The organism is Pseudomonas sp. Tul2A7 (assembly GCF_054790505.1).
Genome location: NZ_CP186499.1, coordinates 2,042,192 through 2,056,986, shown reverse-complemented (window position 1 = coordinate 2,056,986; position 14,795 = coordinate 2,042,192). Strand labels below are relative to the sequence as shown.

The 14,795-nt window shown below is 59.5% G+C and carries 14 protein-coding genes; 8 read left to right on the top strand and 6 right to left on the bottom strand.

The window, feature by feature from the left end:
* Nucleotides 1-439 precede the first annotated feature (439 nt).
* The 7 genes from ACOYXJ_RS09180 (at nt 440) to ACOYXJ_RS09150 (ending at nt 8,451) form a co-directional block, all read left to right on the top strand.
* Complete coding sequence (locus ACOYXJ_RS09180) at nt 440-2,098, top strand: Na/Pi cotransporter family protein (protein ID WP_095119662.1); 1,659 nt, start codon at nt 440-442, stop codon at nt 2,096-2,098.
* Nucleotides 2,099-2,275: 177 nt separating this feature from the next.
* Nucleotides 2,276-3,667 (top strand): M16 family metallopeptidase, encoded by a 1,392-nt coding sequence (locus tag ACOYXJ_RS09175; protein WP_460369072.1) that lies wholly within the window; start codon nt 2,276-2,278, stop codon nt 3,665-3,667.
* Nucleotides 3,668-3,859: 192 nt separating this feature from the next.
* A complete protein-coding gene (locus ACOYXJ_RS09170) occupies nt 3,860-4,888 on the top strand; it encodes a DUF5924 family protein (RefSeq protein ID WP_102902553.1) in 1,029 nt (342 codons plus the stop codon).
* 54 nt (nt 4,889-4,942) lie between these two features.
* On the top strand, nt 4,943-6,091 hold the full coding sequence (locus tag ACOYXJ_RS09165) for an ABC transporter permease (protein ID WP_460369070.1): 1,149 nt from the start codon (nt 4,943-4,945) through the stop codon (nt 6,089-6,091).
* On the top strand, nt 6,088-6,891 hold the full coding sequence (locus ACOYXJ_RS09160; RefSeq protein ID WP_007911797.1) for an ABC transporter ATP-binding protein: 804 nt from the start codon (nt 6,088-6,090) through the stop codon (nt 6,889-6,891). The genes ACOYXJ_RS09165 and ACOYXJ_RS09160 overlap by 4 nt, the downstream gene beginning before the upstream one ends.
* 1 nt (nt 6,892) lies before the next feature.
* A complete protein-coding gene (locus ACOYXJ_RS09155) occupies nt 6,893-7,831 on the top strand; it encodes an MlaD family protein (RefSeq protein ID WP_016986431.1) in 939 nt (312 codons plus the stop codon).
* Nucleotides 7,828-8,451: an ABC-type transport auxiliary lipoprotein family protein gene (locus ACOYXJ_RS09150; RefSeq protein WP_460369068.1), complete on the top strand. Its 624-nt coding sequence runs from the start codon at nt 7,828-7,830 to the stop codon at nt 8,449-8,451. Before ACOYXJ_RS09155 ends, ACOYXJ_RS09150 begins: the two co-directional genes overlap by 4 nt.
* Nucleotides 8,452-8,568: 117 nt before the next feature.
* On the opposite strand, the gene ACOYXJ_RS09145 is transcribed toward ACOYXJ_RS09150, so the two are convergent.
* From ACOYXJ_RS09145 to ACOYXJ_RS09120, 6 genes are all read right to left on the bottom strand, one after another.
* Nucleotides 8,569-9,798: a nucleoside recognition domain-containing protein gene (locus ACOYXJ_RS09145; protein WP_460369066.1), complete on the bottom strand. Its 1,230-nt coding sequence runs from the start codon at nt 9,796-9,798 to the stop codon at nt 8,569-8,571.
* A gap of 198 nt (nt 9,799-9,996) precedes the next feature.
* Nucleotides 9,997-11,328 (bottom strand): glutamate/aspartate:proton symporter GltP, encoded by a 1,332-nt coding sequence (gene gltP / locus ACOYXJ_RS09140; protein WP_095119655.1) that lies wholly within the window; start codon nt 11,326-11,328, stop codon nt 9,997-9,999.
* Nucleotides 11,329-12,030: 702 nt separating this feature from the next.
* On the bottom strand, nt 12,031-12,495 hold the full coding sequence (locus tag ACOYXJ_RS09135) for an inhibitor of vertebrate lysozyme family protein (protein WP_016986435.1): 465 nt from the start codon (nt 12,493-12,495) through the stop codon (nt 12,031-12,033).
* Nucleotides 12,496-12,497: 2 nt separating this feature from the next.
* The gene (locus tag ACOYXJ_RS09130) at nt 12,498-12,662 is read right to left on the bottom strand and encodes a DUF1328 domain-containing protein (RefSeq protein ID WP_003177151.1); all 165 of its coding nucleotides are present in this window, start codon (nt 12,660-12,662) and stop codon (nt 12,498-12,500) included.
* Between the two features lie 73 nt (nt 12,663-12,735).
* Complete coding sequence (locus tag ACOYXJ_RS09125) at nt 12,736-13,020, bottom strand: hypothetical protein (protein ID WP_460369064.1); 285 nt, start codon at nt 13,018-13,020, stop codon at nt 12,736-12,738.
* A 34-nt stretch (nt 13,021-13,054) separates the two neighbouring features.
* Nucleotides 13,055-13,462: a hypothetical protein gene (locus ACOYXJ_RS09120; RefSeq protein WP_460369062.1), complete on the bottom strand. Its 408-nt coding sequence runs from the start codon at nt 13,460-13,462 to the stop codon at nt 13,055-13,057.
* On the opposite strand from ACOYXJ_RS09120, the gene algB reads away from it, so the two are divergent.
* Nucleotides 13,449-14,795 (top strand): sigma-54-dependent response regulator transcription factor AlgB, encoded by a 1,347-nt coding sequence (algB, locus tag ACOYXJ_RS09115; RefSeq protein WP_025112294.1) that lies wholly within the window; start codon nt 13,449-13,451, stop codon nt 14,793-14,795. The two genes, ACOYXJ_RS09120 and algB, sit on opposite strands and share 14 nt — an antisense overlap.

Genomic DNA, 14,795 nt, shown 5'->3' with positions numbered 1-14,795 from the left:
CCGGTAGTCTGGCAATACGCAGTACCCCTGTGGGAGCGAGCCTGCTCGCGAATACGGAGTGTCAATCGACAGAAATGTTGGCTGACCCACCGCTTTCGCGAGCAGGCTCGCTCCCACATTTGTTTAGGTGCACTGAATAATCTGGGTCAGCCACAAGACCTGTAGGAGTGAGCCTGCTCGCGATAGCGGTCTGTCAGTCACAACAATGTTGAAGCTGATGGCTCTATCGCGAGCAGGCTCACTCCTACAGGGGATCGTGTTGATTTCAGATGAGGTGAATGAACCCGTTTTCATGACACTTTTGTTTCAATCCACACTTTAGCTGTGCAATGCTGGCGCCCAGACCGTTAGCCAACTACAGCTTAAGTATCAAAAACGTAGAAACCGCGCGGTACCGTCCACTTGCCCCTCTGGGGCGCTGCTACTACAGGGGGTTTGTATGCTCACCCTGCTCAATCTGCTTTCCGCCGTCGCCCTGCTGATCTGGGGCACGCACATCGTTCGAACCGGCATCCTGCGGGTGTACGGCACCAACCTGCGCCATGTGATTGGCCAGAACATGTCCAAGCGCTGGCTGGCCTTTGTCGCCGGCATCGTCGTGACCGCGATGGTGCAGAGCAGCAATGCCACGGCCATGCTCGTTACCTCTTTCGTCGGCCAGGGCCTGATGGCGCTGACCCCGGCACTGGCGACCATGCTCGGCGCCGACGTCGGTACCGCGCTGATGGCGCGGGTGCTGACCTTCGACCTGTCGTGGCTGTCGCCGCTGCTGATTTTCCTCGGGGTGATTTTCTTTCTGTCGCGCAAACAGACGCGGCTTGGGCAGATGGGCCGGGTGTCCATTGGCCTCGGGCTGATCATTCTCGCGTTGCAATTGATCGTCGAGGCCGCTGCGCCGATCACCCATGCCCAAGGTGTGAAGGTGATTTTCGCTTCGCTGACCGGCGACATCCTCCTCGACGCCTTGGTCGGCGCGTTGTTCGCGATGATTTCCTACTCCAGCCTCGCCGCCGTGCTGCTCACCGCGACGCTGGCCGGTGCTGCGGTCATCAGTTTACCGGTGGCAATTGGTCTGGTGATCGGCGCCAACATCGGCAGCGGCATTCTCGCCTTTATGAGCACCAGCATGCAGAACGCCGCTGGCCGGCAAGTGGCGCTGGGCAGTCTGCTGTACAAACTGATCGGCCTGCTGCTGATCATCCCGGTGCTCGACCCGCTGGTGCACTGGATCGACAGCCTCGATTTCAGCCCGCAGGAAATGGTCATCGGCTTCCACTTGCTCTACAACACCGCGCGCTGCCTGATTCTGCTGCCAAGCGTCGGGCCGATGGCACGCCTGTGTGCTTGGCTGCTGCCGGAGCGACCCGAAGTTAATGGCACGGCCAAACCGCGTCACCTCGACGCGACGGCGCTGGTGACGCCGAGCCTGGCGCTGGCCAACGCCGCGCGGGAAACCCTGCGCATGGGCGATCTGCTCGACAACATGCTTGATGCGACGCTCGATGTGTTGCGCGGCAAGCAGACCGCCGTCACCCAGGAAATGCGTCGGCTGACCGATGACGTCGAAGCGCTGTACAGCGCAATCAAGCTGTACCTGGCGCAAATGCCCCGCGAAGACCTCGGCGAGCACGACAGCCGGCGCTGGGCCGAGATCATTGAACTGGCGATCAACCTGAAACTGGCCAGCGACCTGATCGAACGCATGCTGCGCAAGATCCAGCAGCAGAAGACCTCGCAGCGCCGTTCGTTTTCCGAGGAAGGCCTGGAGGATCTGGCCGGATTGCAGCAGCAACTGATTTCCAACCTGCGTCTGGGCCTCTCGGTATTCCTCAGCGGCGACCGCGAAAGTGCCCGGCAGTTGTTGCGCGAGAAACGCCGCTTTCGCGCGCAGGAGCGCCGGTTGGCCCATGCGCATGTCAGCCGTTTGCAACGCAAGATCGTGCAGAGTATCGAGACCAGTTCGCTGCACCTGGAGTTGATTGCCGACATGAAACGCCTGAATTCGCTGTTTTGCGGCAGTGCGTATGTGGTGCTGGAAACGGCGGACACCGGGGCGCTGGCGGCGGATGATATTGCCGATATAACGCATTCGCCTTGAACGACTGGGGTTAAGGTCAGTCAGTAACACAGAGTTCAGCCTCAAGGGCCTCATCGCTGGCAAGCCAGCTCCCACAGGGTTTTGTGAACGCCGCAAATCCTTGTGGGAGCTGGCTTGCCAGCGATGGGCCCCTGACTGACGACACGGATCTCCAAATCAGCCGTATGGAAGCCTGTTATGCGTTGCCTGTTGTTCGCCTGTCTGTTGCTCGGTTCCCTGCCCGCCTTTGCCCTGGATCGTTTTCAGGTCGAAGGCTATGCGCTGCCCAACGGTTTGCAACTGATGCTCAAACCCGGCACCGAGCGTGGGCACGTGGCGATCCGGCTGGTGGTCGGCGTCGGCCTTGATGATTTCGATTGCGATGAAAAGGAGCTGCCGCACCTGCTTGAACACTTGCTGTTCAGCGGCATCGATGCCACTGGCGAAGGCGGCCTGGAAGAACGCATGCAAGCGCTGGGCGGTGACTGGAATGCGTTCACCAGTAATGCCGACACCACGTTCGTCATCGAAGCGCCGGCGAAAAACCAGCGCAAGGTACTCGACCTGCTGCTCGCTCTGCTCACACAAACGCGCATCGACGACAACGCCATCAACGCCGCCAAGCGTGTGGTTGAACGTGAAGATGGCGGCCATTACACACGGCTGCAACGCTTTCTCGATCGCCAGGATCTTGGCCACACCGCGAGCAATCAGCTCGCCGTCGAACTGGGCCTGAAATGCCCGCAGCGTGCCGAAGTCGGTCACCTGACTCAGGAGCAGTTGGAAAAGGTGCGCAAAGCCTGGTACGCGCCAAACAACATGACCCTGATCGTCGTCGGCGAACTCGACAAACTGCTGCCGGCCTATCTGGAGCGCACGTGGGGCGCGCTCGACGCGGTCGAGCCGAGCGAGCATCGGCCACTGCCGGACATCAGCACCAGCGCCGCCCATGAACGCACCCTGACCCGTGGTTTTATCGGCGACAGCGCCAAGCTGCACTGGCTGGTTCCGGAACCGGTGATCGATGATCAATACGATCAGACCTTCGACATTCTCAAGGATTATCTCGACTGGGCGTTGTACCGACAGATCCGCCTCAACCACGGTTTGTCCTACGGGCCGTGGGCTGAGCGTGAGGTGTTTGGCGGCGTAGGTTTCATGAGCCTGAATGCCGATCTCGATCGCGACGATGTCGACGAGGCCATTCAGGTGCTGGAAGATCTCAAGGCCGACCTGCTGAAAAACGGCCTCGACCCGGATACCTTTGCGCGGATCAAGCAGGCTTCGATCGCCCATCAGGCTTGGGCGGTACAGGGCAACAGCGCGATGGCGGATTATTACTGGAGCGCCCTCGCTGATTACCAGGACGGTCGCTTTGCCAACCCCGCGCGCGAGCTGCAAGGAGTGACCTTGGAAGCGGCGAACAAGGCCATGCGCGAGTTGCTGCTGCAACCGGGGTATCTGCGGATCGAGAAGCCATTGATCAGTGATGATCAGGTGTTGTGGTTGAGTGCGGGTGGCTTGGGTCTGGTGTTGCTGATCCTGATCGGCTGGCGTTTGCACCGCCGCCGAAAACCCGCCGAACACTAACCCTGTAGGAGTGAGCCTGCTCGCGATAGCTGTCTACCAGACGAAGAGATAGTGACTGAACGACCGCTATCGCGAGCAGGCTCACTCCCACAGGGGGAATGCGTTGGCTTTAAGTGACCGGCAGCCTCGCCACAACGCCCGACGGGCGCTACTCTGTCGAGGTTTTTTCCTATCCAGTCGTGAACCGCCCAAATGCCGAAAATACAGCTCCTGATCCAGCGCATCCTCGAACTGATGAAGCGCTATCCCGGGGTTATTGCGCTCGGCGGTTTCATTTCCGGGGTCGGCAGTTTCATCATGGTCGATCGTCAGCAAGGGCTGGCGAGCTGGATCACCGTGATCATGCTGCTCAGCTGGATCTGGCTGATGCTGGAAAACACCCTGACCGGCCTCTTCACCCGCATTTTCAAACGCGAGATTCCCCAGCCACTGCTGCGTTACGCGACGCAGATGATCCATCAGGAAAGCCTGTTTTTTGTCCTGCCGTTTTTCTTCATCACCACGACCTGGAACAGCGGCCAGTTGTTCTTCACCGGCCTGCTCAGCGTCGCCGCGTTGATTTCCATCGTCGATCCGCTCTATTACAAATGGCTGGCGCCACGGCGCTGGGCGTTTCTCGCGCTGCACACCCTGACCCTGTTCGCCGCCCTGCTCACTGCGTTGCCGGTGATCATGCACCTGACCACGGCGCAGAGCTTCAAGTGGGCGCTGGGCATTGCCGTGCTGTTGTCGTTCCCGAGTCTGGCGTCGATCTTCCCGATCCGCACGCTGCGCAATGCTTTGGCGATCCTGTGCATTACCGTTGGTATTGGCGGCGTCGGTTGGGCGTTGCGTTCGTGGGTGCCGCCAGCGACGCTATGGATGACCGACGTGGCGATCAGCACGCAAATGCAGGACCGCACTCCCGGTGCCAGCCTCGACACGGTCAGCGCCGAGCAGATTCGTGGCGATGGCCTCTACGCCTACACCGCGATCAACGCGCCGCGCGGGCTCGATGAGCGGATTTATCACGTCTGGCAATTCAACGGCAAAGAGGTCGACCGCATCGCCCTCGACATCCACGGCGGGCGCAAGGAAGGCTACCGTGCCTGGACGCACAAGCAGAACTTCCCCGGCAACCCGGCGGGCAAATGGCAGGTGCGGGTGCTGACCGAGGATGGCCAGTTGATTGGCGTACTGCGCTTCGAAATCACAGACAGCACAGCGATCAAAGAAAAGTAATCCGGTTCGTGCTATTACGTTAGTTCGCATAAAGGCCGAACAAGCACGGAGCTTATGACCAGCAGCTCGATCAGCGGTAATGCCCAACTGGACACGTCGATCAGCCCTGCCCGCTTGCGGGTCACGGGGGACTGGACGCTTGCCCATTACGCCGAGCTCAAGACGCTCAGCGAAAAGCTCCACGGCCAGTACGACGCCAACACTCCGATCGACCTCAACAGCCTCGGCGCCCTCGACACCGCTGGCGCCTCGCTGCTGGTTGAACTGCTCGGCTCCGAGCGCCTCGGCAAATCCGCCGAACACCCCGATTGCACCCTGACCTCCGCCGACCGCGCGCTGCTGCAAACCGTGTACTGCTCAATGACCGACTTCTGCGTGCCGATCAAGGAACCGGAAATCAGCGTCAGCGTGCAACTGCTGACGCGCATTGGTCGCGCCGTCGACACCGTCTGGCAAGACACCCTGCAACTGCTCGGTTTCGTCGGCCTGATCATGGAAACCATCGCGCGCAGCCTGTTCCGGCCCAAGCGCTGGCGGATCACACCGATGATCGCGCACATTGAACAGACCGGCCTCGACGCCGCGCCAATCGTGGCCTTACTGACCTTTCTGGTCGGGGCGGTGGTGGCGTTTCTCGGCGCGACGGTGCTGGCCAGTTTTGGCGCGACGATTTTTACCGTGGACCTGGTGGGCTTCTCGTTCCTGCGCGAATTTGGTGTGCTGCTCACGGCAATCCTCATGGCCGGACGCACCGCCAGCGCGTTCACCGCGCAGATCGGCTCGATGAAGGCCAACGAAGAAATCGACGCGATCCGCACCCTCGGCCTCGACCCGATGGAGCTGCTGGTGGTGCCGCGCGTGCTGGCGATGCTGGTGGCGCTGCCGATGCTGACCTTCCTGGCGATGCTCTGCGGGATCATCGGTGGCGGCGTGGTGTGTGCGGTGTCGCTGGATATCTCGCCGGCGATGTTCCTGACGTTGTTGCAGTCGGACATCGGCGTTCAGCACTTTCTCGTAGGCTTGGTGAAGGCGCCGATCTTCGCCTTCATCATTGCCGCGATTGGTTGCCTGGAAGGCTTCAAGGTCAGCGGCAGTGCCGAGTCGGTCGGTGCCCACACCACGTCCGCCGTGGTCCAATCGATTTTCGTGGTCATCGTGCTCGACGCGGTGGCCGCGCTGTTCTTCATGGAGATGGGCTGGTGAGTCGTCTACCCCGCGCGCCCTCGGAGGCGGTGATCGAAGTCCGTGGCCTGTGCAATCGCTTCGGCAGCCAGAGCGTCCACGAGAACCTCGATCTGGATTTGTACAAAGGCGAAATCCTCGCCGTGGTCGGCGGTTCCGGCAGCGGCAAATCGGTGTTGCTGCGCAGCATCGTCGGTCTGCGCCGGCCCAGCGAAGGCATGGTCAAAGTGTTTGGCAAGAACCTGCCGAGCCTGTCCGAGCACGAGCGTTCGCTGGTCGAGCGGCGTTTTGGCGTGCTGTTTCAGAAAGGCGCGCTGTTCTCCTCGCTGACGGTCACCGAGAACGTCGCCCTGCCCCTCATCGAACACGCCGGCCTCAGCCGCAACGACGCCGAGCACCTGGCGGCGGTGAAGCTGGCGCTGGCCGGATTACCACTGTCGGCGGCGGACAAATACCCGGCGTCACTGTCCGGCGGCATGATCAAACGCGCGGCGTTGGCGCGGGCCTTGGCGCTGGATCCGGACATTCTGTTTCTCGACGAACCCACCGCCGGTCTCGATCCGATTGGCGCGGCGCAATTCGATCAATTGATCCTGACCCTGCGCGATGCGCTCGGCCTTAGCGTGTTTCTGGTGACCCACGACCTCGACACGCTCTACACCATTACCGACCGCGTGGCGGTGCTGGCGCAGAAAAAGGTCTTGGTCGCAGGGCCTATCGACGTCGTCTCGGAAACCGACGACGCGTGGATTCACGAATACTTCCACGGCCCGCGCGGCCGCTCGGCGCTGGACGCCGCCAAATTGCTCAACGAGGTCTGACATGGAAACCCGAGCGCATCATGTGTTGATCGGCCTGTTCACCGTGATCGTGGTGGCAGGCGCCCTGCTCTTCGGTCTGTTCCTGGCCAAGTCCAGTGTCGACACCGAGTTCAAGGATTACGAGATTGTCTTCAGCGAGGCGGTCAGCGGCCTGTCCAAGGGCAGCCCGGTGCAGTACAGCGGGATCAAGGTCGGCGATGTGATCAATCTGCGCCTTGATCCAAAGGATCCACGGCGGGTGCTGGCGCGGATTCGTCTGGCCGGTGATACGCCGGTCAAGGAAGACACCCAGGCCAAACTGGCGCTGGCCGGGATCACCGGGACGTCGATCATCCAGCTCAGCGGTGGTACGCCCGAGAGCCCGAAATTGCGTGGGCATGACGGTAATCTGCCGACCATCGTCGCCTCGCCCTCGCCTATTTCGCGCTTGCTCAATGACTCCAACGATTTGATGACCGGCATCACTGCGCTGCTGCAGAACGCCAATCAGATGTTCTCTGCCGAGAACGTCGAGCGCGTCAGCAAAACCCTCGCGCATCTGGAGCAAACCACCGGAACGATCAACGATCAGCGCGGTGACATCAAACAGGCGATGCAGCAACTGGCGACCGTCGGCAAACAGGCCGGCAGTATGCTCGAACAGACGTCGCTGCTGATGCGCAACGCCAACGGTTTGATCAACGATCAGGGCAAGCAAGCGCTGGGCAGCGCCGAGCAAGCGATGAAGTCGCTTGAGCAAAGTACGACCACCATCAGCACGTTGCTCAGCAAAAACGAAAACTCCCTCGACAACGGCATGCAGGGCCTTAATGGCCTGGCCCCGGCAATCCGCGAACTGCGTGAGACGCTGACCTCGCTGCGCGCCATCTCGCAACGCCTTGAGGCCAACCCCAGCGGCTACCTGCTGGGCCGTGACAAGAACAAGGAATTCACGCCATGAAGCTGACTCGACTTGCCCTCTTCGCCGGCTTCACGCTGATCTGCGCCTGTTCGATTCTGCCGCAGTCCGAGCCGTCGGATGTCTATCGCTTGCCCACCGCACAGGCGCCCGCCTCGGCCAGTTCGGCGGCGACTCAGTCCTGGTCGTTGCGGCTGAACAAGTTGCAGGCCAGTGAAGCATTGAACCGGCCGACTATTGCGGTGATTCCGCAGGGCGATGTGATCAGCAGCTACAAGGGCTCGCGCTGGAGTGATCCGGCACCGGTGCTGGTGCGTAATCGTTTGCTCGACGGCTTTCAGCGCGATGGCCGGGTGACGCTGCTCAGTACCGATGACAGCAACTTTGCTGCGGATCTGGAATTGGGCGGGAATTTGCAGGCGTTTCAGACTGAATATCAGGGCACGCAGGCCAGCGTTGTGGTGCGGGTTGATGCGTTGCTGGTGCGCGGTTATGACCAGCGCATTCTGGCCAGCCGCCGCTTTGAAGAGCGTCAGTCTCTGAACGATGTGCAGGTGCCAGCGGTGGTCGCCGGGTTTGGTCAGGCCAGTGATCGCCTCACCGCCAAAGTCGTGGCCTGGGCCGTCGACCAAGGCCAGAAACTGGCCCCCCAAAGACCTTAAGCCCCAACACCAACCCCTGTGGGAGCGAGCCTGCTCGCGAAGGCGTCGTGTCAGACACATCAACGTGAATGACACACCGCTTTCGCGAGCAGGCTCGCTCCCACATTGGATATTTGTTCAGCCGAAGAACCAGTAGCAGACGAAAATAGCCCCGACCACACCGGCAAACTCCGCCAACAACGCACACCCCACCGCATGCCGCGCCCGCTGAATTCCCACCGCACCGAAATACACCGCCAGCACATAGAACGTGGTTTCGGTACTGCCCTGAATCGTCGCCGCGACCAGCGCCGGGAAGCTGTCGACACCGGACGTCTTCATCGTCTCGATCAACATCGCCCGCGCCGCGCTGCCGGAGAACGGTTTGACCATCGCCGTCGGCAACGCATCGACAAACCGCGTGTCCCAGCCGGCCCACTCGACCAGATACCGAATGCCGTCCAGCCCGAAGTCCAGCGCCCCCGATGCGCGCAATACGCCCACCGCACAGAGCATCGCCACCAGATATGGCAGCAGGTTCTTCGCGACATCGAAGCCTTCCTTCGCGCCTTCAACGAACGCTTCGTAAACCTTCACTTTCCTTAAAGCGCCGATGATCAGAAACAGCATGATCAACCCGAACAGCGTGAGATTGCCGAGGATCGACGACAATCCCGCCAATGCCGTTGCCGATAGTGTGCCCAGCAGCGCCATAAAGCCACCGAGAATCAGCGCGCCGGGAATCAGATAAGCCAACACCACCGGATCCCAGATCCGCAGCCGCTGCATGAACGCCACCGAGAGGAAGCCGACAATTGTCGAGCAACTGGTCGCCAACAGAATCGGCAGGAACACCAGCGTTGGATCCGGCGCGCCTTGCTGGGCGCGGTACATGAAGATCGTCACGGGCAGCAGGGTCAGGGAGGAGGCGTTGAGCACCAGGAAGAGGATTTGCGCGTTACTGGCGATGGTGGCACTGGGATTGAGCTCCTGCAGCGCCTTCATGGCTTTCAGGCCGATCGGCGTGGCGGCGTTGTCCAGACCGAGGCCGTTGGCGGCGAAGTTCAAAGTGATCAGGCCAAGGGCAGGGTGACCGGCCGGGACTTCCGGCATCAGCCGCAGGAACAAAGGGCCGAGCACCTTGGCCAGCCATTCGACGATCCCGGCCTTTTCGGCAATGCGCAGAAAGCCCAGCCACAGGGTGAGGGTGCCGAACAGCAGCACCATGACCTCGACCGAGAGCTTGGCCATGGCGAAAATGCTTTCCACCATCGCCGCAAAGATCCCGGCATTGCCGCCGATCAGCCACTGCGCCAGCGCCGAAACGGCTGCCACGATGAAGAAGCCAAGCCACAGGCCATTAAGCATCAGTCAAATCCCCCGAAGAATGCGGCGAATGATAGCGGGGTCGCCAGAAACGACAAACCCCGGATTTCTCCGGGGTTTGTATGGCTGACTCGGTCCACTGTAGGAGTGAGCCTGCTCGCGATCGCGGTGTATCAGACAACAGAGATGTTGAATGTACAGCCCTCATCGCGAGCAGGCTCACTCCTACAGGGATTTGTGTCAGTTCTTGGAAATCTCGCCTGCCGGCAGTTTTTCCTTGCTGCGCCAGTGCGGCAGGGAGTTCCAGTAGCGCTGGCCCTTGGCGTCGTCGTACATGCCTTCCCAACGTGCGATAACCAGTACCGCCAGGGCGTTACCAATCACGTTCAGAGCGGTACGCGCCATGTCCATGATGCGGTCGACACCGGCGATGAACGCCAGACCTTCCAGCGGAATGCCGACGCTGCCCAGAGTCGCCAGCAGTACCACGAAGGACACGCCCGGTACGCCGGCGATGCCTTTGGAGGTGACCATCAGGGTCAGCACCAGCAGCAGTTGTTGGCTGATCGACAGATCGATGCCGTACAGCTGAGCAATGAAGATCGCGGCGATCGACTGGTACAGGGTCGAACCGTCGAGGTTGAACGAGTAACCGGTCGGGACCACGAAGCTGCAGATGGCTTTCGGTGCGCCGTAGGCTTCCATCTTCTCGATCACGCGCGGCAGCACGGTTTCCGAAGAAGCGGTGGAGTAGGCCAGTACCAGCTCATCCTTGAAGATGCGCATCAGCTTGATCACCGAGAAGCCGAACAGCTTGGCGATCAGGCCCAGTACCACGAAGGCGAAGAAGGCGATGGCGACGTAAACCAGGATCACCAGTTTCGCCAGCGGCAGCAGCGAGGCGAAGCCGAAGTTGGCGACGGTCACCGCGATCAGGGCGAATACGCCGATCGGCGCGTAGTTCATGATCATGTGGGTGACTTTGAACATGCTTTCCGAGACGCCCTGGAACATCTTCACCAGCGGCTCACGCAAGTCCGACTGCAGGCTCGACAGGCCGAGACCGAACAGCACGGAGAAGAAGATGATCGGCAGCATTTCGCCGCGGGCCATGGCCGCGAAGATGTTCGACGGGATCAGGTTGAGGATGGTCTCGATGAACGCGTGTTCATGCTGTACTTCGGCGGCAGTCGCCTGGTACTTGGAAATGTCCACCGTACCCAAGGTGCTCATGTCGATGCCGGTACCTGGATGGAACAGGTTGGCCAATACCAGACCGACGACGATGGCGATGGTGGTGACGATTTCGAAATAGATGATCGTCTTCAGGCCGATACGCCCCAGCTTTTTGGCGTCGCCCACGCCGGCGATGCCGACGATCAGGGAAGAGATGACGATCGGAATCACGATCATCTTGATCAGACGGATAAAGATATCGCCTGCCGGTTGCAGGACGTTGCTGATCCACCAGGCCTTTTCGGCACTGAAGTGATTGAGCAACGCACCAATTGCAATACCCAAAACCAGACCGATGAGGATCTGCCAGGCGAGGCTAATTTTTGCCTTCTTCATTATCTTTACCCTTACTTGCGTTTGACTCAGGCACATGCAGGAACTGGAACGCTCTTTAGCGGAAAAGTCTGTGCATCTGCCTCCGTATAAGGTGCCCCGAAGCGCGTATTTACAGCTCTTCGGCAGGCGAAAAAAGGCGCAACTATTCCGATGCAAGGTTGCGCCGTCTAATGCCGTAAACGCCTACCCTATGCCGAATCGGCATGAGCTTTTTTTAATGAAACTGGCGTCCCAACCGGTTCGATTGTGACATTTCGGCCGGCATAAGTGCCGTGAACCGGTCATCACAGCGAAGGTTGGTTGTTTTTTGAACAAGAAAAATCGACTAAAAACTTAGGAAAAAGCCTACGTTGGAAGACTAGAAGTCCTACTGTTTAAACGGTTTTTTTGTCGATATACGGTCGCCAGGAAACACCGCGTAATGTTTTCGCGCGCAGTGTCAGCGATAAAAGGAATGAGCTGGACGCTCTGGATCAACGTTTTAACTGATTGAAAGCTCAGCGCAAGTCCGTCGAACCACTGTGGGTCGGCGAACCTGCGGCGCAGCTTTTACCCTGACCCGGCCCTTGCGCAGGCACTCCCTGTACCCGTAGGTCACTCCGACCCTGCAACAGTCAGAACGTCCCGGCCCCTTGGTCATGCGCCTGCCTTCCTCAGGTGGGCGCAATGGAAAGCAGCAGGGGTGCTGCTTTCATGTTCGAATCAGTACCACTTCGGATCTTTCTTCAGGGTTTCCATCAAAAGATCCTGCATGCCCTGGTCGGGTTTGCCGAGGAAGCGGTAGGTGGCATGTCGCGTTGGCGACTTGTCGGCCGGCAATCCTTCGGGCACATCGACGAGCATGGCGTAAGCATCTTTCTTGTCGAAACTGAAGGCGACGATCAAGCGGTGGTTGAGGCATTTGTCCGCAGATTCGCAGAGCGGTCCAACCAGATATTGATCGCCATCTTCAGTCACGGCATTCATCTGCTGGTCAGGCGTGCCGGACAGGTTCATCACCCATTCCGGCAGGCGTTCTTCCTTCTTCACCACGCCTTCCCAGGTTTCGCGGTATTGCGGGTCGGAACTCAGGAGTTCGTTGACCCGCGTCTGGCCGTCATTGGCCGCCATCGCCATGGCACTACCGCCCAGAAGCAGGGCGGCTGCCAGTGTCTTTAACGCACTCATCGTTAACCTCGGCCGCGACGGCCAAAGAAGAAGGAAGCGATGAACATCACCAGGAACACGACAAAGAGAATCTTGGCGATACCCGTGGCGGTGCCCGCGATACCACCGAAGCCCAGTACTGCAGCGATGATGGCAATGATCAAGAATGTAATTGCCCAGCTCAACATGGTGATTCTCCTTACTTCTCTATTTGGGGGTGTTACGTGTTCCGACGCGTTGCGTCTGAATCTGTTCAATCAATTAGAAAACCCAGCGCTCTTCACGTGGCATCTGATCCTGTGGTTGCACTTGATCGACGTCCATCATGCGCATCGAGGTGGTCTCGGTATGGCTGCTGCTGACGGCGCTGAAGTGCACTTGTGTCGCATGCTGCACCGAGATCAACGGCTCTGGGCGCTGGCTGTTTTCCCAGCTCAGGTACTGCTGGCAGGCAATCAGGGTGATCAACAGCGCAAGTACGCCGAACAGGCCTTGCTGGATATGCAGTGGCGAGATACGCACTTGGGCGGCACGTTGGCGAGTCATCCTGGGTTCCTCACTCTTATTCGGTTGGGGCAGTTCATTTCTGCCCGGGGCTGAGTGAGTTATTGCAGCCTGCGTGCCAGTTTTTTAATTGAAAAATATTCAATAAAATCAATGGCTTGTAAGCCGGATGAAAAACATCCGCGACGCATCCTGCACGATGGGTCATCTGGGATCGTGCGCAATGCACGATTTTTTCGTAGGAGATTTCAATCTTATGGAATTGAGAGCGGGGCGCAGATGTCAGAAAAGTACGCAGGGAATGCCCTGCAAATCGGTGATGGTTTAAAAAATCAACAAAACCAATAACTTGGCTGTAAAGGCAGGAGAGAGCTACCCTCCTATGGCTGGCATCGTTCAGAATCAACCATGCAACTTGCCCGATTTCTCCGGGACTAACATAAGACCAATCACTATGGAGCGTAGGAAAAATGGAATCTGCCACTGAGCATCAAGGCCGCATTCTGCTGGTGGACGACGAGTCCGCCATCCTGCGTACCTTCCGTTATTGCCTCGAAGATGAAGGCTATACGGTTGCCACAGCCAACAGCGCGGCTCAGGCCGACGCCTTGTTGCAACGCCAGGTCTTCGACCTGTGCTTCCTTGATTTACGCCTGGGCGAAGACAATGGGCTCGACGTGTTGGCGCAGATGCGCATTCAGGCGCCGTGGATGCGCGTGGTGATCGTCACCGCGCATTCGGCTGTCGATACCGCCGTCGATGCGATCCAGGCAGGCGCCGCCGACTATCTGGTCAAGCCGTGCAGCCCGGATCAACTGCGTCTGGCCACCGCCAAACAACTGGAAGTGCGCCAACTGTCCGCGCGCCTCGAAGCCCTTGAGGGCGAGATCCGCAAACCCAAGGACGGTCTCGATTCCCACAGCCCGGCGATGAAGGTCGTACTGGAAACGGCTCGCCAGGTTGCCAGCACTGACGCCAACATTCTTATCCTCGGCGAGTCCGGCACCGGTAAAGGCGAGCTGGCCCGAGCGATTCATGGCTGGAGCAAACGCGAGAAGAAATCCTGCGTGACCATCAACTGCCCGTCGTTGACCGCAGAATTGATGGAAAGCGAGTTGTTCGGCCACAGTCGTGGTGCGTTTACCGGTGCCAGCGAAAGCACCTTGGGTCGAGTCAATCAGGCCGACGGCGGCACACTATTTCTCGACGAGATCGGCGATTTTCCCCTGACCTTGCAACCGAAGTTGCTGCGTTTTATTCAGGACAAGGAATACGAACGGGTAGGGGATCCCGTCACCCGTCGCGCCGACGTACGCATTTTGGCGGCGACCAACCTCAATCTGGAGGACATGGTCCGTGACGGCCGCTTCCGTGAAGACCTGCTCTATCGACTGAACGTCATCACCTTGCACTTGCCGCCACTGCGCGAACGTGCCGAGGACATTCTCACCCTGGCCGACCGTTTCCTCGCGCGCTTCGTCAAGGAATATGCACGTCCAGCGCGCGGCTTCAGCGACGAGGCCCGTGAAGCGCTGCTCGGTTACCGCTGGCCGGGCAATATTCGTGAACTGCGTAACGTGGTCGAACGGGCAAGCATCATCTGCCCGCAGGAACGCGTGGAAATCAGCCATCTCGGCATGGCCGAGCAACCGGCCAACAACGCGCCACGAGTGGGCGCGGCGTTGAGTCTGGATGAGCTGGAGAAAGCTCACATCGGTGCAGTTCTGGCCACCGCCGGAACCCTGGACCAAGCAGCCAAAACCCTGGGCATTGACGCCTCGACCCTGTATCGCAAGCGCAAGCAGTACAACCTGTGA